At 71.8% G+C, this 19,607-nt stretch carries 17 protein-coding genes; 15 read left to right on the top strand and 2 right to left on the bottom strand.

The genetic code is table 11. From position 1 onward, the window contains the following. Positions 1 to 46 precede the first annotated feature (46 nt). On the bottom strand, positions 47 to 1,858 hold the full coding sequence (locus tag ACGFWI_RS18750) for a glycoside hydrolase family 15 protein (RefSeq protein WP_393907099.1): 1,812 nt from the start codon (positions 1,856 to 1,858) through the stop codon (positions 47 to 49). Between the two features lie 436 nt (positions 1,859 to 2,294). Between ACGFWI_RS18750 and ACGFWI_RS18745 the strand changes: the two genes are divergently transcribed. The 11 genes from ACGFWI_RS18745 (at position 2,295) to ACGFWI_RS18695 (ending at position 15,706) form a co-directional block, all read left to right on the top strand. Next, entirely contained in the window at positions 2,295 to 3,950 is a 1,656-nt protein-coding gene (locus ACGFWI_RS18745) for a CTP synthase (RefSeq protein WP_393907071.1), read from the top strand. Positions 3,951 to 4,047: 97 nt separating this feature from the next. Then, positions 4,048 to 4,674 (top strand): NUDIX domain-containing protein, encoded by a 627-nt coding sequence (locus ACGFWI_RS18740; protein ID WP_393907070.1) that lies wholly within the window; start codon positions 4,048 to 4,050, stop codon positions 4,672 to 4,674. Between the two features lie 159 nt (positions 4,675 to 4,833). Further along, a complete protein-coding gene (locus ACGFWI_RS18735; protein WP_393907069.1) occupies positions 4,834 to 6,969 on the top strand; it encodes a tetratricopeptide repeat protein in 2,136 nt (711 codons plus the stop codon). A 168-nt stretch (positions 6,970 to 7,137) separates the two neighbouring features. Further along, on the top strand, positions 7,138 to 8,253 hold the full coding sequence (gene ald, locus ACGFWI_RS18730) for an alanine dehydrogenase (RefSeq protein WP_393907098.1): 1,116 nt from the start codon (positions 7,138 to 7,140) through the stop codon (positions 8,251 to 8,253). A 488-nt stretch (positions 8,254 to 8,741) separates the two neighbouring features. After that, positions 8,742 to 9,758 (top strand): ParA family protein, encoded by a 1,017-nt coding sequence (locus ACGFWI_RS18725; protein ID WP_393907068.1) that lies wholly within the window; start codon positions 8,742 to 8,744, stop codon positions 9,756 to 9,758. Next, complete coding sequence (locus tag ACGFWI_RS18720) at positions 9,743 to 10,396, top strand: hypothetical protein (RefSeq protein WP_393907067.1); 654 nt, start codon at positions 9,743 to 9,745, stop codon at positions 10,394 to 10,396. The genes ACGFWI_RS18725 and ACGFWI_RS18720 overlap by 16 nt, the downstream gene beginning before the upstream one ends. 252 nt (positions 10,397 to 10,648) lie before the next feature. Beyond that, entirely contained in the window at positions 10,649 to 11,887 is a 1,239-nt protein-coding gene (locus ACGFWI_RS18715) for a segregation/condensation protein A (RefSeq protein ID WP_393907066.1), read from the top strand. Next, complete coding sequence (scpB, locus tag ACGFWI_RS18710) at positions 11,884 to 12,582, top strand: SMC-Scp complex subunit ScpB (RefSeq protein ID WP_393907065.1); 699 nt, start codon at positions 11,884 to 11,886, stop codon at positions 12,580 to 12,582. The genes ACGFWI_RS18715 and scpB overlap by 4 nt, the downstream gene beginning before the upstream one ends. Beyond that, a complete protein-coding gene (locus ACGFWI_RS18705) occupies positions 12,582 to 13,784 on the top strand; it encodes a pseudouridine synthase (RefSeq protein WP_393907064.1) in 1,203 nt (400 codons plus the stop codon). Before scpB ends, ACGFWI_RS18705 begins: the two co-directional genes overlap by 1 nt. Positions 13,785 to 13,884: 100 nt before the next feature. Beyond that, the gene (locus ACGFWI_RS18700) at positions 13,885 to 14,898 is read left to right on the top strand and encodes an ADP-ribosylglycohydrolase family protein (protein WP_393907063.1); all 1,014 of its coding nucleotides are present in this window, start codon (positions 13,885 to 13,887) and stop codon (positions 14,896 to 14,898) included. After that, positions 14,891 to 15,706, top strand: a complete 816-nt coding sequence (locus ACGFWI_RS18695; RefSeq protein WP_393907062.1) for a DNA polymerase beta superfamily protein — start codon at positions 14,891 to 14,893, stop codon at positions 15,704 to 15,706. The genes ACGFWI_RS18700 and ACGFWI_RS18695 overlap by 8 nt, the downstream gene beginning before the upstream one ends. Here the strand turns inward: ACGFWI_RS18695 and ACGFWI_RS18690 are convergent. Further along, entirely contained in the window at positions 15,692 to 16,387 is a 696-nt protein-coding gene (locus ACGFWI_RS18690) for a DNA polymerase beta superfamily protein (protein ID WP_393907061.1), read from the bottom strand. The two genes, ACGFWI_RS18695 and ACGFWI_RS18690, sit on opposite strands and share 15 nt — an antisense overlap. Positions 16,388 to 16,628: 241 nt before the next feature. Between ACGFWI_RS18690 and aroH the strand changes: the two genes are divergently transcribed. The 4 genes from aroH (at position 16,629) to ACGFWI_RS18670 (ending at position 19,546) form a co-directional block, all read left to right on the top strand. Next, positions 16,629 to 16,991: a chorismate mutase gene (gene aroH / locus ACGFWI_RS18685; protein WP_393907060.1), complete on the top strand. Its 363-nt coding sequence runs from the start codon at positions 16,629 to 16,631 to the stop codon at positions 16,989 to 16,991. Continuing rightward, a complete protein-coding gene (locus ACGFWI_RS18680) occupies positions 16,988 to 18,073 on the top strand; it encodes a prephenate dehydrogenase (protein ID WP_393907059.1) in 1,086 nt (361 codons plus the stop codon). Before aroH ends, ACGFWI_RS18680 begins: the two co-directional genes overlap by 4 nt. Positions 18,074 to 18,158: 85 nt before the next feature. Next, positions 18,159 to 18,893 carry a (d)CMP kinase gene (gene cmk / locus ACGFWI_RS18675; RefSeq protein WP_393907058.1) on the top strand — a complete coding sequence of 245 codons (735 nt, stop codon included), beginning with the start codon at positions 18,159 to 18,161 and terminating at the stop codon, positions 18,891 to 18,893. Next, complete coding sequence (locus ACGFWI_RS18670; protein ID WP_393907057.1) at positions 18,890 to 19,546, top strand: lysophospholipid acyltransferase family protein; 657 nt, start codon at positions 18,890 to 18,892, stop codon at positions 19,544 to 19,546. The genes cmk and ACGFWI_RS18670 overlap by 4 nt, the downstream gene beginning before the upstream one ends. Positions 19,547 to 19,607 lie beyond the last annotated feature (61 nt).

The raw sequence follows: 19,607 nt of genomic DNA, 5'->3' as shown, positions 1-19,607 counted from the left end.
ACGGTGCCGCCCCGGTCCACCGGGGCGGCACCGTCCGCGCCGGGGGTCAGCCTCCGTAGGCCCCGCTGGCCGTCAGCCGCAGCGCCGTGTCGATCAGCGGAACATGGCTGAACGCCTGCGGGAAGTTCCCCACCTGCCGCTGGGCCCTGGGGTCCCACTCCTCCGCGAGCAGTCCCAGGTCGTTGCGGAGCGAGAGCAGCTTCTCGAAGAGCTTGCGGGCCTCGTCCACCCGGCCGATCATCGCGAGGTCGTCGGCGAGCCAGAACGAGCACGCCAGGAAGGCGCCCTCCTCACCCTCCAGACCGTCCACCCCGAGATCGTCCGCACCGGACGTCGGGTAGCGCAGCACGAAGCCGTCCGCGGTGGACAGCTCCCGCTGGATCGCCTCGATCGTGCCGATGACGCGCTTGTCGTCCGGCGGCAGGAACCCCATCTGCGGGATCAGCAGCAGCGAGGCGTCCAGCTCCTGCGAGCCGTAGGACTGGGTGAAGGTGTTGCGCTCCTTGTCGTAACCGTTCTCGCAGACGTCCCGGTGGATCGTCTCGCGCAGGTCCTTCCAGCGCTCCAGCGGCCCGTCGACGTCCCCGGACTCGATCAGCTTGACCGTGCGGTCGACCGCGACCCAGGTCATGACCTTGGAGTGCACGAAGTGCCGGCGCGGGCCGCGGACCTCCCAGATGCCCTCGTCCGGCTCGTCCCAGTGCTTCTCCACCCACTGAATCAGCTTGAGCTGGAGCAGCGAGGCGTAGTCGTTACGCGCCAGACCCGTCATGTGCGCCAGGTGCAGCGCCTCGGTGACCTCGCCGTACACATCGAGCTGGAGCTGCCCGGCGGCGCCGTTGCCGACCCGCACCGGACGTGAATTCTCGTATCCGGGAAGCCAGCTGAGGTCGTTCTCGCCCAATTCACGCTCGCCCGCGATGCCGTACATGATCTGCAGGTTCTCCGGATCGCCGGCCACCGCCCGCAGCAGCCACTCCCGCCAGGCCCGCGCCTCTTCGCGGTAGCCGGTGCGCAGCAGGGAGGACAGGGTGATCGCCGCGTCCCGCAGCCAGGTGAAGCGGTAGTCCCAGTTGCGTACGCCGCCGATGCACTCCGGCAGCGAGGTCGTCGGTGCCGCCACGATCCCGCCGGTCGGCGCGTACGTCAGCGCCTTCAGCGTGATCAGCGAGCGCACCACCGCATCGCGGTAGGGGCCGTGGTACGTGCAGTGCTCGACCCACTCGCGCCAGAACTCCTCGGTGGCCTCCAGCGAGCCCTCGGGGTCCGCGACGGCCGGCGGCGGCTTGTGCGACGGCTCCCAGCTGATCGTGAACGCGATCCGCTCGCCCGGAGAGACGGTGAAGTCGGAGAACGTCGTCAGATCCTTGCCGTACGTCTCCGCCGCCGTGTCCAGCCACACCGAATCGGGGCCCGCGACCGCGACCGTACGGTCGTCGATCTTGTGCACCCACGGCACGACCCAGCCGTAGGAGAACCGCATCCGCAGCTGCGAGCGCATCGGCACACGGCCGCTGACGCCCTCCACGATGCGGATCAGCTGCGGCGCGCCATCACGCGGCGGCATGAAGTCGATCACCCGGACGGTGCCGCGCGGGGTGTCCCACTCCGATTCCAGTACGAGCGAATCGCCCCGATAGCGGCGGCGGTCGGCCGGTGCGGGCCGTCCCCCGGGGCCGTTGACCGGCCCCATCCGCCAGAATCCGTGCTCCTCCGTGCCCAGCAGCCCTGCAAAGACCGCCGGGGAGTCGAAGCGGGGGAGGCACAGCCAGTCGACCGTGCCGTCCCTGCACACTAGAGCGGCGGTTTGCATATCGCCGATAAGTGCATAGTCCTCGATGCGCCCGGCCACGTGCATCTCCCGTCGAACTGGAGTCACGCCCCCCATGGGACGTTGTGATCTGTCCGTCCTGCCCATGAAACGTCGCCGAGCAGCGGGACCGGAAATCGGGCGGGGGTGGTGCCATTCCGGACGGCTCGTTGCGAGTGTCCGAGCAGGATACGACGCACGTGGGTGATCCGCGCGACCCTCGCGACGAGTGAAGCGGTCCAAATGGGTGGCCTCCGTCACGTGACAGTGTCATCCGGGCCGCCACCGCCAGGTTCCCATGTGTGGCCGGACACGACCATGCCCGGTCGCTGATAGCCTGGTACCCCGTGGACCGGTGGGACGCAGATAGATGTCACGGCAGAAGTCACGGCACCCCCGAACCGCAGCGACGGCACCCTGAATCCCAGGCCCCACGCCGCTTCGCACCTCTCCACCTCGCGACCACGGGAGCTCCCTCTTGGCCATGCCGCCCAAATCCACGACGACCAAGCACCTCTTCGTCACCGGGGGCGTCGCCTCCTCGCTGGGAAAGGGGCTCACCGCCTCCAGCCTGGGTGCTCTCCTCAAGGCGCGCGGTCTGCGGGTCACGATGCAGAAGCTCGACCCGTACCTGAACGTCGACCCGGGAACGATGAACCCGTTCCAGCACGGCGAGGTCTTCGTCACCAACGACGGTGCCGAGACCGACCTGGACATCGGCCACTACGAGCGGTTCCTGGACGTCGATCTCGACGGCTCCGCGAACGTGACCACCGGCCAGGTCTACAACACCGTGATCGCCAAGGAGCGGCGCGGCGAGTACCTCGGTGACACCGTGCAGGTCATCCCGCACATCACCAACGAGATCAAGCACCGCATCCGGCGGATGGCGACCGAGGACGTCGATGTCGTCATCACCGAGGTCGGCGGCACCGTCGGTGACATCGAGTCGCTGCCGTTCCTGGAGACGGTCCGCCAGGTCCGCCACGAGGTCGGCCGGGACAACGTCTTCGTCGTGCACATCTCGCTGCTCCCCTACATCGGCCCCTCCGGTGAGCTGAAGACCAAGCCGACCCAGCACTCGGTCGCGGCGCTGCGCAACATCGGTATCCAGCCCGACGCGATCGTGCTGCGCGCCGACCGCGAGGTCCCGACCGCGATCAAGCGCAAGATCTCGCTGATGTGCGACGTCGACGAGGCCGCGGTCATCGCCTGCCCGGACGCGCCGTCGATCTACGACATCCCGAAGGTCGTGCACGCCGAGGGCCTGGACGCCTATGTCGTGCGCAAGCTGGACCTGCCGTTCCGCGACGTGGACTGGACCGAGTGGGCCGATCTGCTGCAGCGCGTCCACAACCCCGACCACGAGGTCAAGGTCGCGCTGGTCGGCAAGTACATCGATCTGCCGGACGCCTACCTCTCGGTCACCGAGGCACTGCGGGCCGGCGGCTTCGCGAACAAGACCCGCGTGAAGCTGAAGTGGGTCACTTCCGACGACTGCAAGACCCCGGACGGCGCCGCCGAGCAGCTCGCCGACTGCGACGCCGTCTGCATCCCCGGCGGCTTCGGCGACCGCGGTGTGGACGGCAAGGTCGGCGCGATCACCTACGCCCGGGAGAACAAGCTCCCGCTGCTCGGCCTGTGCCTGGGCCTGCAGTGCGTGGTCATCGAGGCGGCCCGCAACCTGGCCGGCATCGCGGGCGCGAACTCCACCGAGTTCGACCCGGCCGCCGCCGACCCGGTGATCTCCACGATGGCCGAGCAGATGGACATCGTCGCAGGTGAGGGCGACATGGGCGGCACGATGCGGCTGGGTATGTACCCGGCCAAGCTCGCCGAGGGCTCCATCGTCCGCGAGGTCTACGACGACCAGCCGTACGTCGAGGAGCGCCACCGCCACCGCTACGAGGTCAACAACGCCTACCGCGCCGAGCTGGAGAAGAAGGCCGGGCTGCAGTTCTCCGGTACCTCCCCGGACAACAAGCTCGTCGAGTACGTCGAGTACCCGCGCGAGACGCACCCCTACCTCGTCGCCACCCAGGCCCACCCGGAGCTGCGCTCCCGCCCGACCCGCCCGCACCCGCTCTTCGCCGGGCTGGTGAAGGCCGCGGTCGCGCGCAAGACGGGCACCGCGAAGTAAGGCACACCACGGCGGATACGGTTGCCGGGGTACGGCCTCTTCCGAGGTCGTGCCCCGGTTTCTGCGTTGGTACAGGCAACACACAGGAGGACGCGCCATGACGATCAAGGACGCCCCGGAGGAGTGGACGGTCATCGCGTCCAGGACGCCGTTCACCGGAAACAAGACCAGCGTGCGCACCGACGAGGTCGTCATGCCGGACGGCAGCTCCGTCACGCGCGACTACCAGGTCCACCCCGGGTCCGTGGCCGTCCTGGCCCTCGACGACACGGGCCGGGTGCTGGTGCTGCGCCAGTACCGCCACCCCGTACGCCAGCGGCTGTGGGAGATCCCCGCCGGGCTGCTCGACGTCCCCGGTGAGAACCCGCTCCACGCGGCGCAGCGCGAGCTCTACGAGGAGGCGCACGTCAAGGCCGAGGACTGGCGGGTGCTGACCGATGTCTACACCACGCCCGGCGGCTGCGACGAGGCCGTACGGATCTTCCTCGCCCGTGGTCTGTCCGAGGCCGAGGGGGAGCGGTTCGAGGTCTCCGAGGAGGAGGCCGACATGGAGCTGGCGCGGGTGCCGCACGACGAACTGGTCCGTGGGGTGCTCGCCGGTGATCTGCACAACAACTGCCTCGTCGTGGGGGTGCTCGCGCTGACCGCGGCCCAGGGCGGCGAGGGCCTGGACGCGCTGCGGCCGGCCGATGCCTCGTGGCCGGCCCGCCCCTTCGAGGCCTGAGCCGCCGGGCCCGCCGCGAGCCGGTCGGATGATCCCCCGATCCGATCGGGTGACTCAACCGCCCTGCTCTGCAGGGGAGGTGACGGCCCGTGAACTACGCTCGGCAGCGTTCCGTCCCAGCGACGGACGCGTACGCGCAGGTGGACGGGAGCGTGACCGGTGACGGATCAGGCGGTGGGCGGGGGGTACCTCCCGCCGGAGATGGTGGACGGGGCCGCCACAGCGGCACCCGGACAGTGGGCATCGGGGCCCCGCAGGGACGGTGCCGCCGGCCGCCCCGCCGCCCCCGCGGCCGTCACCGCCCCCGGGTTCGCCGGCCGCCGCCGCGAACTCAAGGCACTGCACGCCGATATCGCCCGGGCCGGCCTGGACACGCTCTCCGGCCACAAGGGCGCCCGCAGCCGGGTACTGCTGATCGCCGGCCGTCCAGGATCCGGCCGTACGGCCCTGGCCGAGGAGCTGCTGCGCGAGCTGGCCGACGGACATCCCGACGGGGTGCTGCGGGCCACGCTGACCGGGCCGGGCGGCGAACCGGCCGACACCGCCCGCACCGCGCGTGACCTGCTGGCCGCGCTCGGCGTCGACGCCCCGCCCGGCGCCGCCGAGGACGACCTGACCGAGCAGCTGCGCCAGGCCCTCGCCGGGCGTCGTGCGCTGCTCTTCCTGGACGACGCACCGGGCGCGGAACAGGTCGAACCGCTGCTCCCGGACGCCCCCGACTGCCTGGTCGTGGTGGTCGCGCAGGGGCCGCTGACCGGCATTCCGGACGTCCGGCCGTGCGCCCTGGGCGGCCTGGACAGCGCGGCCGGTGTCGAGATGCTCAGCCGGTACGCCGGGCCGACCCGGATCACCGTCGATCCGCGAACCGCCGACAGCGTCGCCGAGGACTGCGGCGGCCAGCCCGCCGCGCTGGTGCTGGCCGGTGCCTGGCTCGCCGCCCGCCCCAAGTCCTCGGTCGCCGATCTGCGCCAGGCGCTGCACGCCGTCCCGCTGCCCCCGGACCTGCCCACCGGCGCCCGCCCGCTGTTCCGCGCCTTCCGGCTCGTCTACGACGCGCTGCCGTCGCCCGCCGCCCGCATACTGCGGCTGATCACCCTGGCGCCGGCCGGCCTCGTGGACGCACATATCGCCTCCGCGCTGGCCGGCTGCTCGGTGGCGGCGGCCGCCACGACGCTGGGCGACTTCGCCACGCTCGGCCTGCTGCGGCCGGTCGCCGCCGAGGACGACGGGGCCGCCGACGGCGGTACGCCCGACCTCGCCCTGCGCCCCCAGTACCGCCTGCCCGGCTGCCTCGGCCCGCCGGCGGGTGAACTGCTGCGGGAACACGAGCGCCCGGCAGACGTCCAGCTGGCCCGCGCCCGGATGCTGGAGCGGACCGTACGGCTGCTGCAGTCCTGCCGGGCGATGGGCGAACCGGCCGATTCCCCCGCGCGGCAGAAGGTCGCCGGGCTGCCGCGCTCGCTGCGTTTCTCCTCGAAGGGCGCCGCCGCGCACTGGCTGCGCAGTCGCCGCGGTGCGCTGCTCGACGCCGCCCGGATCGCCGTCGCGGACGGTGAACTCGACACCCTGGACCGGCGGTTGATGGCCGCGCTGACCCGGACGCTGCTCGCGCACGAGGGCCCCGAGGCCGCCGCGCCGGACCTCTATGCGCTGCACGGGCTGGTCCTCCAGGTCGCCGAGCGGCGCGAGCTGCCGCGGGAGAGGGCCGCCGCCCTGCTCAACCTCGCGGACCTGGACGGGCAGGCGGGACGTACCGATCAGGCGCTCGCCCGCTACCGGGGTGCGCTGGAGGCGGCCCGCTCGGTGCAGGATCCGGTGGCGACCGGCCGGGCGCTGGAGTCGCTGGGCGGCACGTACACCGCGCTGGGGGACTGGCAGCGGGCCGCCGACTGGTACGGGAGGGCGCTGGAGCTGCGGCTGGCCCGGGGCGAGGGCGGGGACGCGGCGCGGCTGCACGGCCGGATCGGCGGGGCGCACACCTACGCGGGCCGGTGGGGCGAGGCCCTCAAGGCGTGGCGGGCGGCCGTCGGGACGTATCGCAGGACCGGCGATGTGGCCGGCCAGGCGCGGGCGACCGGTGAGCTGGCCCGGGTGCAGGAGTACGCGGGACGGCCCGAGGAGGCGCTGCGGACGTGTCTCGAAGCCCTCGACATCGCCCGGAAAGCGGGCGACGGACGACTGGAGGCGGCACTGCAACTACGGATTGCGGACACCCTCGACCGGCTCGGAGACCCAGCAGCGGCACGGCTCCATCGGGCCGTGGGAGAGCGGCTCCTCGAAGATCACTCCAAGTGACCTGCGAAATCGGTAGTGCTTCTCGCAAGATTTAATGCTTTGCAAGGCTAGACAACGAGAGCTCCTTCAATAGACTGGCCGGGCCGCGTTCGGCGCGGTCAGTTCCGTCATGCATCGCATGAGGGGATAATTCCTCCTGCACCCTCTCTTTCAAGGACCGTGATCGACGTGAAGGTCGGCATCCCCCGCGAGGTCAAGAACAACGAGTTCCGCGTGGCAATCACGCCCGCCGGAGTCAACGAACTCGTCCGCCACGGCCACCAGGTCTTCATCGAGAAGGACGCCGGCGTCGGCTCGTCCATCACGAACGAGGAGTACGTCTCCGCCGGTGCCACCATCCTGGACACCGCCGATGAGGTCTGGGGCACTGCTGACCTGCTGCTGAAGGTCAAGGAGCCGATTGCGGAGGAGTACCACCGCCTCCGCAAGGACCAGACGCTCTTCACCTACCTGCACCTGGCCGCCTCCCGGGAGTGCACGGACGCGCTGCTGGAGTCCGGCACCACCGCGATCGCCTACGAGACCGTCGAGACGGCCGGCCGCCAGCTGCCGCTGCTCGCCCCGATGTCCGAGGTCGCGGGCCGGATCGCCCCGCAGGTCGGCGCCTACCACCTGATGCGCCAGGCCGGCGGCCGCGGTGTGCTGCCCGGTGGTGTCCCCGGTGTCCACGCGGGCAAGGCCGTCGTCATCGGCGGTGGCGTCTCCGGCTGGAACGCCGTGCAGATCGCCGTGGGCCTCGGCTTCCACGTCACCCTGCTCGACAAGGACATCAACAAGCTCCGCGAGGCCGACAAGATCTTCGGCACCAAGGTGCAGACGATCGTCTCCAACGCCTACGAGCTGGAGAACGCCGTCGTCGAGGCCGACCTCGTCGTCGGTGCGGTCCTGATCCCCGGCGCCAAGGCCCCCAAGCTGGTCACCAACGAGCTCGTCGCCAAGATGAAGCCCGGAAGTGTTCTTGTCGACATCGCGATCGACCAGGGCGGCTGCTTCGAGGACTCCCGTCCCACCACGCACGCCGAGCCGACCTTCATGGTCCACAACTCGGTCTTCTACTGCGTCGCCAACATGCCCGGCGCCGTGCCGAACACCTCCACCCACGCGCTCACCAACGCCACGCTGCCCTACATCGTGGAGCTGGCGAACCGCGGCTGGGTCGAGGCGCTGCGCCGTGACCCGGCGCTGGCCAAGGGCCTGAACACGCACGACGGCAAGGTGGTCTACCAGTCCGTCGCCGAGGCCCTCGGCCTCGAACACGTCGAACTGCGCACCCTCCTCGGCTGAGGCGTCAACGAAGCGCGTCAACGCTGCATATCCGGCCGGGCCTTGTCGACAAGGCCCGGCCGGTTGCGTGCGGGCAGTGCGGAACGTCTTATTCCGGAACGCCGGCCCCCAACTCGCCGCGAACGTGACCCTTTAGCCGTTTCGCGCACCCCTGAAACTTCAGTCCGACGCCACTTGCGCCCTTGACATCGGGGGTCCGGTTACCGACACATCGTGCCGGGTCCGGCGGATTGTGTTGCTGCGGACGCCCGACACGCCATAGAGTCGCCAACCGTCGGCATGGTGCCACGCTGACCTATCGATAAAGTTTCCTGGTGACATCCAAGGAGGTAAGACGACTTGTGAATGAGTCGACATTTTCTCCCGGAGGTGGTCAACCAGGAGTGGTTGCACGGGGCCAGGGTCCCTCGGGGCTCGAGGCTGTCGGCTCCGTTGCGGTCCACACCTTCGCAGCCCACCAGAGCATTTCCACGACAGCCCACCAGAGCATGGACGGCCATCACGTGAACGCCATGGCCGGCGACCGGGGCAGTGGAGAACCCGCCCGTCTCGCCGACTACGACGACCTGCCCCAGGGGCACTTCTACGATCCGGACGCGGAGTACGAGCCGGACCCCGAGTACGCCGCGACGCTCGCGCCGGACGCCGCGCGCCAGCGCCGCGAACGCGTCGGCCCGACCGGACGCCCGCTCCCTTACTTCCCCATCCCGGGACCGCTGTCCGACCACGGCCCCGCCAAAATCATCGCCATGTGCAACCAGAAGGGCGGGGTCGGCAAGACCACCTCGACCATCAACCTGGGCGCCGCACTTGCCGAATACGGACGACGGGTGCTGCTCGTCGACTTCGACCCGCAGGGCGCCCTGTCGGTCGGACTCGGCGTCAACCCGATGGAGCTCGATCTGACGGTCTACAACCTGCTCATGGAGCGGGGGATGTCGGCCGACGAGGTGCTCCTGAAGACCGCGGTTCCCAACATGGACCTGCTGCCCAGCAATATCGATTTGTCAGCGGCAGAGGTGCAGTTGGTCAGCGAGGTCGCGCGCGAGTCGACCCTGCAGCGGGCGCTGAAGCCGCTGCTGGCCGACTACGACTACATCGTCATCGACTGCCAGCCCTCCCTCGGTCTGCTCACCGTCAACGCCCTGACGGCGGCTCACAAGGTCATCGTGCCGCTGGAGTGCGAGTTCTTCGCGCTGCGTGGTGTCGCGCTGCTCACCGAGACGATCGAGAAGGTCCAGGAACGGCTCAACCCCGAGCTGGAGCTGGACGGCATCCTGGCGACGATGTACGACTCCCGCACGGTGCACAGCCGTGAGGTTCTGGCACGTGTCGTCGAAGCCTTCGACGAACACGTCTACCACACCGTCATCGGCCGTACGGTCCGCTTCCCCGAGACCACCGTCGCGGGCGAGCCGATCACCACCTACGCTTCCAACTCCGTCGGCGCCGCCGCCTATCGTCAGCTCGCCAGGGAGGTGCTCGCCCGGTGTCACGCCGAGTGAGTCTGCCGGGAGCCGACGAACTGTTCCGTACCACCGGGGGAATGGGGCTGCAGCCCTCCAGCCCCCGCCGGCAGGCGAACGGCTCCACGGCCAACGGTGAGGCGCCCCGGGTGCCCGCACCGGCCGGCGAGCCCGATACGGCGGAGGACGGGCCGGAGACGGCCACCGCGGTACGGCAGCGGCGGTCCGGGGGCGGCTGGGACACCCCGGCGGCGACGGCCGGTGACGGTGGACCGGCCACGCCGCCCCGGGTGCCCTCCGTCGGGCCCCCGGCCGAGCACAGCGGTCGCGAGAGCGACGGCGACCCCGCCAAGAGCCACCGGGCTCAGGCGGGGCAGGGCGGCCAGGCAGGTTCCGACGCGGCCGCCCAGGCCGGTGGCCAGGCCCGCCGGCGCGGCGGCTCCCGCGGCGCCAACCGCCGCCCCAGCGGCCGGGAACGGCACGACGAGAAGATCACCGTCTATGTCTCCGCCGAGGAGCTCATGGACCTCGAACATGCGCGGCTGGTGCTGCGCGGCGAACACGGCCTCGCCGTCGACCGCGGGCGGATCGTCCGCGAGGCGGTCGCCGTCGTCCTCGCCGACCTGGAGTCGCGCGGCGACGCCAGCATCCTGGTGCGGCGGCTGCGGGGGCGCTGACGCCCGGCCCCCGCACACGCGTGGGGCGCGGCCGGTCCGGCACCGCAGGGTGCCTCCGTCGTGGCCGCTCGCCGTTGTGGCGGAGATTCCTGTGACGGTCGCCCTGGTGCTGAAACGTCACGCCGCGCGGGACCGGCCGCGTCGGGTCGGCCATGGCACGGGCGCCGCGAGATAGCCTGCCCACTCGGCGGGGTGTCCCGCCCGTGACCAGCCCGTCGCCCCCGGCACGGGACCGCAGCACCATGGACCGCGATGCCGACGACCAACGACGATGCCCCTGCGCCCCGCGCCCGTAGAGCGCTCGGGCGCGGGGCGGCCGCGGGTCCGGTGGGACCGGAGGCGCCTGCGGCCCCGGACGAGTCCGTGGTGCCGGAGGCGGCGGGTGTGCCGGGGACGCCCGAGGTGTCCGGGCCCGAGGTGTCCGATGGGCCTCGGGTGTTGGACGAGCCCGAGGTGTTGGACGGGTCCGTGGCGCCGGAAGAGCCCGCCGCGCCGGAAGATCCCGAGGTGCCCGCGGCGGACGCGGCTGACGAGGCGCCGGAGGTTTCCGACGCGTCACGGGCAGCTGCCCCCGGGGAGGCCTCCGCTGCCGGCCCCGATCCCGCTGCCGGCCCCGATCCCGATCCCGATCCCGCCGGGACGCCACCGGGGACCGGCGCCGGCAGGTTCACCCTCCGGCTGGAGAACTTCGAGGGACCCTTCGATCTCCTCCTGCAATTGATCTCCAAGCACAAGCTGGACGTGACCGAGGTCGCGCTGTCGAAGGTGACCGACGAGTTCATGGCGCACATCCGGGCCATGGGGCCGGACTGGGATCTGGACCAGACCACGGAGTTCCTGGTCGTCGCGGCGACGCTGCTGGATCTCAAGGCGGCCCGGCTGCTGCCCGCGGCCGAAGTGGAGGACGAGGCGGATCTCGCGCTCCTGGAGGCCCGTGATCTGCTCTTCGCCCGGCTGCTGCAGTACCGCGCCTACAAGCGGATCGCGGACATCTTCAGCGGCCGGCTGGCGGACGAGGCCCGGCGCTATCCCCGTACGGTCGGGCTGGAGCCGTACCTTGCCGAGCTGCTGCCCGAGGTGGTCATCAGCACCGGGGCGGAGGGCTTCGCCAAGCTCGCGGTGAAGGCGATGCAGCCCAAGGCCCGGCCGCAGGTCTATGTCGACCACATCCATGCGCCGCTGGTGAGCGTGCGGGAGCAGGCCGAGGTCTTGATGGCGCGGCTGCGGGAGGCGGGCGAGGCCGACTTCCAGGAGCTGTGCGCGGACGCACCGGACACCCTCACCGTCGTGGCGCGCTTCCTGGCGCTGCTGGAGCTCTACCGGGAGCGGGTGGTGGTCCTGGAGCAGGAGGAGGCCTTGGGGGCGCTGAGCGTCCGCTGGACGGGCGCGGAGGGCGCCGAGCCGGTGGTCACGGACGAGTTCGACCAGGAGCCGGGGCAGCGCGCCGCCGAGGCGGAGCAGGGAGTGCACACAGCGGAGGAGCGGGAATGAGCGGCGTGGCCGGTGACGGGGCGTACGACATCACGGAGACCGGCGCGGACGGCGCCCCGGGGGAGCGGCCGGAGGCACCGGCCGGGGCGCTGGGCGTCGCCGAGCTGGCGCTCAAGCCCGCGCTGGAGGCGGTCCTCATGGTCGTCGACGAGCCGGCGACCGAGGAACACCTGGCCAGGGTGTTGCAGCGGCCCCGCCGCGTGGTCGCGCTGGCGCTGCGCGAGCTGTCCGACGACTACGCCCGCCAGGGGCGCGGTTTCGATCTGCGCCTGGTCGCCGGGGGCTGGCGGTTCTACTCCCGTGCCGAGTACGCGGATGCGGTGGAGAGCTTCGTCCTGGACGGGCAGCAGGCCCGGCTGACCCAGGCCGCATTGGAGACTCTGGCCGTGGTCGCGTACCGTCAGCCGGTCAGCCGTTCCCGGGTCTCGGCCGTACGCGGAGTGAACTGTGACGGTGTGATGCGCACGCTCCTCCAGCGCGGACTGGTGGAGGAGGCGGGGACGGAACCTGAAACAGGTGCGATCCTGTACAGGACGACGAATTACTTTCTGGAGCGAATGGGCCTGCGCGGCCTGGACGAGCTCCCGGAGCTCGCACCATTCCTCCCGGAGGCGGAGGCGGTCGAGGGCGACTCCCCGGAAGGTATCCCGTCGTTCGACGTAGACGACAGCGGCGACTCTCAGACGGATCATTGATGCGAAGCAGCGGCAGGAACAACAGGGACAGCGGCCGGGGCGACCACCGCGGCGCCGGCGGGGGCACCCCGCGGCCGAAGGCCGGGGGGAAGAGGGACGACTCGCAGCGCGCGGGCCGTCCCCGTCCCGAGGAGCGCCGCTACGACGTGGGCGGATCCGGTGGTCCCGGGGGCTCCTCGGACCGCAAGGACGAGCGCGGCGGCGGTGCCAAGAGCGGCGGCGATGCCAAGAGTGGCGGTGCCAAGGGCGGCGGTGCCAAGAGCGGCGGTAGCCGGGGCGCGGCGGCCCGTGGCGGTGCCAAGGGCGGCCCGCGTACCGGTGCCGCGTCCAAGGGCGCCCGCCCCGGTGCCAAGGGCGGCCCGCAGCGCGGCCGCGGCCAGGCGCCCGCACGGCCCCGTGAGTACGACGCCCAGGTGGAGGAGCGCAACCGCGCCCGCCACAACAAGCCGCAGATCAAGACGCCCAAGACGTTCGGCGACCAGGAGGGCGAGCGGCTGCAGAAGGTGCTGGCCAGGGCCGGTATGGGCTCGCGGCGGGCCTGCGAGGAGCTGATCGACCAGTCGCGGGTCGAGGTCAACGGCCAGATCGTCCTGGAGCAGGGCGTCCGCGTCGACCCGGAGAAGGACGAGATCAAGGTCGACGGCCTGACGGTCGCCACCCAGTCGTATCTCTTCTTCGCGCTGAACAAGCCGGCCGGTGTGGTCTCCACGATGGAGGACCCGGACGGCCGCCAGTGCCTGGGCGACTACGTCACCAACCGTGAGACGCGGCTGTTCCACGTCGGCCGGCTGGACACCGAGACCGAGGGCATCATCCTGCTCACCAACCACGGCGAGCTGGCACACCGTCTGACGCACCCGCGCTACGGCGTCAAGAAGACCTATCTGGCCGCGATCCAGGGCCCCCTCCCGCGTGACCTGGGCAAGCAGCTCAAGGACGGCATCCAGCTGGAGGACGGCTACGCCCGCGCCGACCACTTCCGGGTCGTGGAGAACACCGGCAAGAACTACCTCGTCGAGGTCACGCTCCACGAGGGCCGTAAGCACATCGTGCGCCGGATGCTGTCCGAGGCCGGCTTCCCGGTCGACAAGCTCGTCCGTACGAGCTTCGGCCCGATCGCGCTGGGCGACCAGAAGTCGGGCTGGCTGCGCCGGATGACCAACACCGAGGTCGGCATGCTGATGCGTGAGGTCGAGCTCTAGGAGCCCAAGGGTCTCCGCGGGGCCGCACGGCAGGGAAATGGCTTGCGGCGCCGCCCCACCACCCCTTAATGTCACGCTGACATTAAGGGGTGGTTTTTTCATGGTGTCCAAGGGGTCCGCCGCTACCGGCTCGCTGATCGGGCTGGCGCTCGGTGACGCGCTCGGCTTTCCCACCGAGTTCAACGATGTGCCCTCGATCCTGGCCAAGTGCGGCCCGTGGCGGCAGATGGCGCTGCCCGACCCCGCCTTTGTCACCGACGACACCCAGATGACGCTGGCGCTGGGCCGCGGGCTGCACACCGCCATGGGGCGCGGTGCGCTCACCCCGCACGGCCTCCTGGCTCCCGTACGCGAGGAGTACGTCGCCTGGTGGCGCTCGCCCGACAACAACCGGGCACCGGGCGCCACCTGTCTGCGGGCCTGTGAGCTGCTCAGCGACCGGGACCGGCCCTGGGCCGGAGCCGCCCAGATGGGGTCGAAGGGCTGCGGCGCCAATATGCGGGTCGCGCCGATCGGGCTCGCGCCGGGCTTGAGCCCGCACCAACGCTCCGGCGCCGCGCAGCTGCAGTCCGCGCTGACCCATGGGCACCCCACCGCGCTGGCCGCCAGTGACCTGACCGCCTTCGCCGTACGCGCCCTCGCCGACGGCGCACCGCCCGCCGAACTGCCCGGCCTGCTGCGCGCATACGCCCAGGACCACCGCACCGTCTACCGGGAGGACTGGCTCGGCGACCTGTGGCGGCGGAGCCAGGACCCCTCGAAGACGGCCTTCAGCGCGCGCGGCTGGGACGACTGCCTCGGCGTCCTGGACCGGCTGGACGCGGCGCTCGGCGCCCGGGACCCGGAGTCCGACCCCTGCCTGGCCACCGGCGCCGGCTGGATCGCCGAAGAGGCGCTGGCCACCGGCCTGCTGTGCTTCCTGCTCTTCCCCGACGAGCCGCTCACCGCGCTGCGCCGGGCCGCCTGCACCTCCGGCGACTCCGACTCGATCGCCTGCCTCACCGGTGCGTTCGCCGGCGCCCACCTCGGGGCCGGCGCCTGGCCCGAGGAGTGGGCCGCCCGTATCGAGTACCGCGACGAACTGCTGGCACTGGGGGAGGCCTGGGATGCGTGAGAACCCGACAGCCGCCGGCAGGGCGGCCGTCCTCCGGGAGGCCGGGCTGCCCGCCGTCGACCTGGGCGCCGTGGTCGCGGAACAGGACGATCCGCTGGTCTTCGCGACGGTCTCCGGCGCCCATCTGTACGGCTTCCCGTCCCGGGACTCCGACGTCGATCTGCGCGGCGCCCACCTCCTGCCGGCCGCCGCCCTCCTCGGGCTGCACGAGCCCGAGGAGACCCGGACCCGGATGTGGCACCAGGGCCGCACCGAGCTGGATCTGGTCTCGCACGACCTGCGCAAATTCGCCCGGCTGCTGCTGCGGCGCAACGGCTACGTGCTGGAGCAGCTGCTCTCGCCCCTGGTCGTGCACACCACTCCCGTGCACGACGAGCTGATCGCGCTGGTGCCGGACCTGCTCACCGCCCACCACGCCCACCACTACCGGGGCTTCGCCACGACCCAGTGGCGGCTGTTCGGGAAGACCGGCGAGCTGAAGCCGCTGCTGTACACGCTGCGGGTGCTGCTCACCGGCATCCACCTCATGGACAGCGGCCGGGTGCAGCCCCATCTGCCCACGCTGGCCGACGAGTTGGCCGCGCCCGCCTACATACCGGAGCTGATCGCGGCCAAGGAGGAGGCCGAACACGGCGCGGCCGGTGAGGTGGTGGACCCGGCGCGGCTGCGTACGGACATCGAGGCGCTGCACGCCCGGCTGGACGCCGCCCAGGACGCCACCGCCCTGCCGGACGCCCCCGGCGCCCGCGAGGCGCTGCACGACCTCATCGTCCGGGCCAGGACGGCGGGCGCCTCAGCCGAGCGCTGAGGCCTTCCGGGCCCGGAACAGGAAGTCGGCCACCCGGCCGCGGTCCGGCTCGGCCGGCAACGGCGAGCCGGACACCGCGGCCTCGGCCTCCTCGGACAGCCTCGCCATCCGGCGCTCCACCCGGTCCCAGGCCACCTCACCGCGCCTGACCGCCAGCAGCTCCTCCCGGTCCTGGCCGACGTCCAGCGTGAGCACGCCGGTCCGGAGCAGATCGCGGGACGAGGCCAGCAGCCGCAGCAGATGCATGGCGTGCTTCCAGCGGGGCGCGCCGTGCTGCCGTACGTCGGCGCGCAGCTGCTTGAGCTGACCGCCGGCGTAGCCCGTGAAGGTGCGGTGGGCCTGCCGCGACAGGAAGGCGTCGCGCAGCGCGAGCAGCTCGTGGCCGGTGGCGTCGATCCGCTCCACCAAGGGGGAGTGCAGACACTCCAGGATGGTGGGGTTGGCGCGCAGCGCCAGATGGCAGAACCGTTCCAGCTCCCAGGAGAACTCCTCCTCGCGCGGTCCCTCCACATGGGTCGGCGGCTTCTCGAAGCCCCAGAAGAGCGGGGTGGGTGCGAGATACACCCCGCGCCGGTCGGTGTCACTGGACTCCGTGGCCAGACCGAAGGCGCGCGAGCCCATCACACATGCGTAGACGGTGTGCTCGGCGACCAGGGTGTGAGCTGCGGCGGCTTCGGACATGGCGGCGATTGTCGCTGGTGGGATGGCGAATGTCACCAGGTTTCGGGGGCGGAATGCTTCCCTCCGGAAGCCTGGTCACTATCGGTGGGCGGCCGGTCGCGGCGCGCACGGACCGCCGCCCCCGCCCCCCCGGCCGTCTCGCCGGCCGGCCGCCGCGTACGGATTGTCCGTGCGGCTGGTTACGCTGATCAGTGCGCGCACCAGGGGCGTGAAGCGGCACAGAACGCAGGGGAGCAGTGACGTGGCGGTACGAGCGGTCCGCGGGGCCGTCCAGCTGGAGCGGGACGACGCGGGACACATGCAGGAGCAGGTCGGCGAGCTGCTCACCGCCATCCTGGAGCGCAACGACCTCCGCGCGGACGACCTGATCAGTGTGTGGTTCACCGCCACCCCCGATCTGCACAGCGACTTCCCGGCCGCCGCCGTGCGCGCCCTGGGCATCACGGACGTCCCGCTGATCTGCGCCCAGGAGCTGGACATCACCGGCGCCATGGAGCGCGTGGTGCGGGTGCTCGCCCATGTCGAGACCGGGCTGTCCAAGGCCGGGATCGCCCATGTCTACCTCGGCGCGGCCGGGGCGCTGCGAAAGGACATCGCGCAGTGAGGACCGCACTCGTCATCGGAACGGGCCTGATCGGCACCTCGGCGGCGCTGGCGCTCCATGCGCGCGGCGTCCAGGTGTTCCTGGAGGACCACGACCAGGCGCAGGCCCTGACGGCCGCCGCGCTCGGTGCGGGCACCGCCGAGGCGCCCCCGGGACCGGTCGATCTGGCCATCGTGGCCGTGCCGCCGGCCCATGTCGCGGCGGCGCTGGCGGATGCCATCCGGCGCGGGGTGGCCCGCGCCTACATCGACGTCGCCAGCGTCAAGGGCGGCCCGCGCCGCGAGCTGGAGGCGAGGGGCTGCGAGCTCTCCGGCTACCTCGGCACGCATCCGATGGCCGGCAAGGAGCGCTCCGGCCCGCTGGCCGCCACCGCCGACCTCTTCGAGGGCCGGCCCTGGGTGCTCACTCCGACCCGCGACGGCGACACCGAGGTGCTCAACCTCGCCCTGGAGCTGATCGCCCTGTGCCGGGCCGTCCCGGTGGTGATGGACGCGGACGCCCACGACCGCGCCGTCGCCCTCGTCTCGCACACCCCGCAGCTGGTCTCCAGCCTCGTGGCCGCCCGCCTCAAGGGCGCCGACGAGACCGCCGTACGGCTCTGCGGCCAGGGCATCCGGGATGTGACGCGGATCGCGGCCTCCGATCCGGGGATGTGGATCGACATCCTCTCCGCCAATCCCGGCCCGGTCGCCGATGTGCTGGGCGAGATCGCCGCCGACCTGGACGAGACCGTACGGTCCCTGCGCGCCCTGCAGTCCGCCGACGAGGAGAAGCGCGGCGGCGGCGCCGGCGGCATCGAGGACGTGCTCCGCCGCGGCAACGCCGGCCGGGAACGGGTGCCCGGCAAGCACGGCGCCGCCCCGGCCACCTACGAGATCGTCGCCGTCTACATCGGCGACCAGCCCGGCGAGCTGGCCCGGATCTTCGCCGACGCCGGCCGGGCCGGGGTCAATATCGAGGACGTCCGCATCGAGCACGCCACCGGACAGCAGGCCGGCTTCATCCAGCTCATGGTCGAGCCGCAGGCCGTTCCGGTGCTGACCGCGGAGCTGCGGGAGCGGGGCTGGTCCATCCGGCCATGACACCGTGGACGGCGCCGTGCGGGTGAGCCAGTAACCTTGTCCGAGGCCCTTATGGCCTTGGACCCCCGCCCCGTGTACAAGAAAGGTGTTCGTCACCGTGGAAACCGCCGCTCGGACCGCCCCGGCAGCAGTGATTGTCGCCATCGACGGCCCCGCAGGCACGGGCAAGTCCAGCACGTCCAAGGCCGTCGCCGCCAAGCTGGGCCTCGGCTACCTCGACACCGGCGCCCAGTACCGCGCGATCACGTGGTGGATGCTGGCCAACGGCATCGACGTCAATGACGCGACCGCGGTGGCCGACGCCTCAGCCAAGCCCGTGATCGTCTCCGGCACCGACCCGTCCGCGCCGACCATCACGGTCGACGGCCTGGACGCCGCGGGCCCGATCCGCACCCAGGAGGTCACCGCCGCGGTCAGCGCGGTCAGCGCCGTTCCCGAGGTACGGGCCCTGATCACCGATCTGCAGCGCAGCATCGCCGCCGAGGCGCCGCACGGCATCGTCGTCGAGGGCCGGGACATCGGCATCACCGTCCTGCCCGACGCCGACCTCAAGGTCTTCCTCACCGCCTCCCCCGAGGCGCGCGCGGCCCGCCGCAGCGGCGAGCTCAAGGGCAAGGAGGCCACCGACCTGACCGCCACCCGCGAGGCGCTGATCAAGCGGGACGCCGCCGACTCCGGCCGGAAGACCTCCCCGCTGGCCAAGGCGGACGACGCCGTCGAGGTCGACACCACCGAGCTGACGCTGGAGCAGGTCATCGAGTGCGTGGTCACCCTCATCGAGGGCGCCGGCGCCGAAAAGGCAGGGCGGGTCGCCCGGTGACCGACAGCGGCGGGGCCCCGAGCGAGGCGGGCGCCGCGGTCGGCCGGCGGATCGGCATCGGCCTGATGTACGGGCTGTGGCGGCCGCGGGTGCTGGGCGCCTGGCGGGTGCCGTCGGCCGGCCCGGTGATTCTCGCCGTCAACCACTCGCACGGCATCGACGGCCCGATGCTGATGGGCACCGCGCCGCGGCCGGTGCACTTTCTGATCAAGAAGGAAGCCTTCGTCGGCCCGCTGGACCCGTTCCTGCGGGGCATCGGGCAGCTGAAGGTGGACCGCAACACCGTCGACCGCAAGGCGATCACCGACGCCCTCGGGGTGCTGGACCAGGGCGGCGTGCTGGGGATCTTCCCGGAAGGCACCCGCGGTGAGGGCGACTTCGCCTCCCTGCGGGCGGGCCTGGCGTACTTCGCGGTGCGCTCCGGGGCCCCGGTGGTGCCGGTGGCGGTGCTCGGCAGCACGGAGCGGCAGAGTCGGCTGACGCCGGCCGTGCCGCCGCTGCGGTCCCGTGTCGATGTCGTCTTCGGTGACGCCTTCGAGGCGGGCGACGGCAGCGGGCGGCGTACCCGTAAGGCGCTCGACGAGGCGACCGTACGGATCCAGGAGCGGCTGACCGCCCACCTGGCGGGGGCCAGGCGCCTGACCGGGCGCTGACCCACACTTGAGTAGTGGGCCGCGGACGAGCGGCCCACCGATCACGATGATGAACGAGGAA

This window comes from Streptomyces sp. NPDC048434, assembly GCF_043200375.1.
In the GTDB taxonomy this organism is placed as follows: Bacteria; Actinomycetota; Actinomycetes; order Streptomycetales; family Streptomycetaceae; genus Streptomyces.
The sequence above is the reverse complement of the archived record's forward strand: the minus strand, read 5'-3'. Positions and strand labels throughout refer to the sequence as shown.

Excerpts from the sequence above, each read along its gene's own strand:
- ACGFWI_RS18740 (WP_393907070.1), top strand. The coding sequence starts at position 4,048 with ATGACGATCAAGGACGCCCCGGAGGAGTGGACGGTCATCGCGTCCAGG.
- ACGFWI_RS18725 (WP_393907068.1), top strand. The coding sequence starts at position 8,742 with ATGGACGGCCATCACGTGAACGCCATGGCCGGCGACCGGGGCAGTGGA.
- ACGFWI_RS18745 (WP_393907071.1), top strand. The coding sequence starts at position 2,295 with ATGCCGCCCAAATCCACGACGACCAAGCACCTCTTCGTCACCGGGGGC.
- ACGFWI_RS18750 (WP_393907099.1), bottom strand. The coding sequence starts at position 1,858 with ATGCACGTGGCCGGGCGCATCGAGGACTATGCACTTATCGGCGATATG.
- ACGFWI_RS18705 (WP_393907064.1), top strand. The coding sequence starts at position 12,582 with ATGCGAAGCAGCGGCAGGAACAACAGGGACAGCGGCCGGGGCGACCAC.
- scpB (WP_393907065.1), top strand. The coding sequence starts at position 11,884 with ATGAGCGGCGTGGCCGGTGACGGGGCGTACGACATCACGGAGACCGGC.
- ACGFWI_RS18700 (WP_393907063.1), top strand. The coding sequence starts at position 13,885 with ATGGTGTCCAAGGGGTCCGCCGCTACCGGCTCGCTGATCGGGCTGGCG.
- ACGFWI_RS18715 (WP_393907066.1), top strand. The coding sequence starts at position 10,649 with ATGCCGACGACCAACGACGATGCCCCTGCGCCCCGCGCCCGTAGAGCG.
- ACGFWI_RS18695 (WP_393907062.1), top strand. The coding sequence starts at position 14,891 with ATGCGTGAGAACCCGACAGCCGCCGGCAGGGCGGCCGTCCTCCGGGAG.
- ACGFWI_RS18690 (WP_393907061.1), bottom strand. The coding sequence starts at position 16,387 with ATGTCCGAAGCCGCCGCAGCTCACACCCTGGTCGCCGAGCACACCGTC.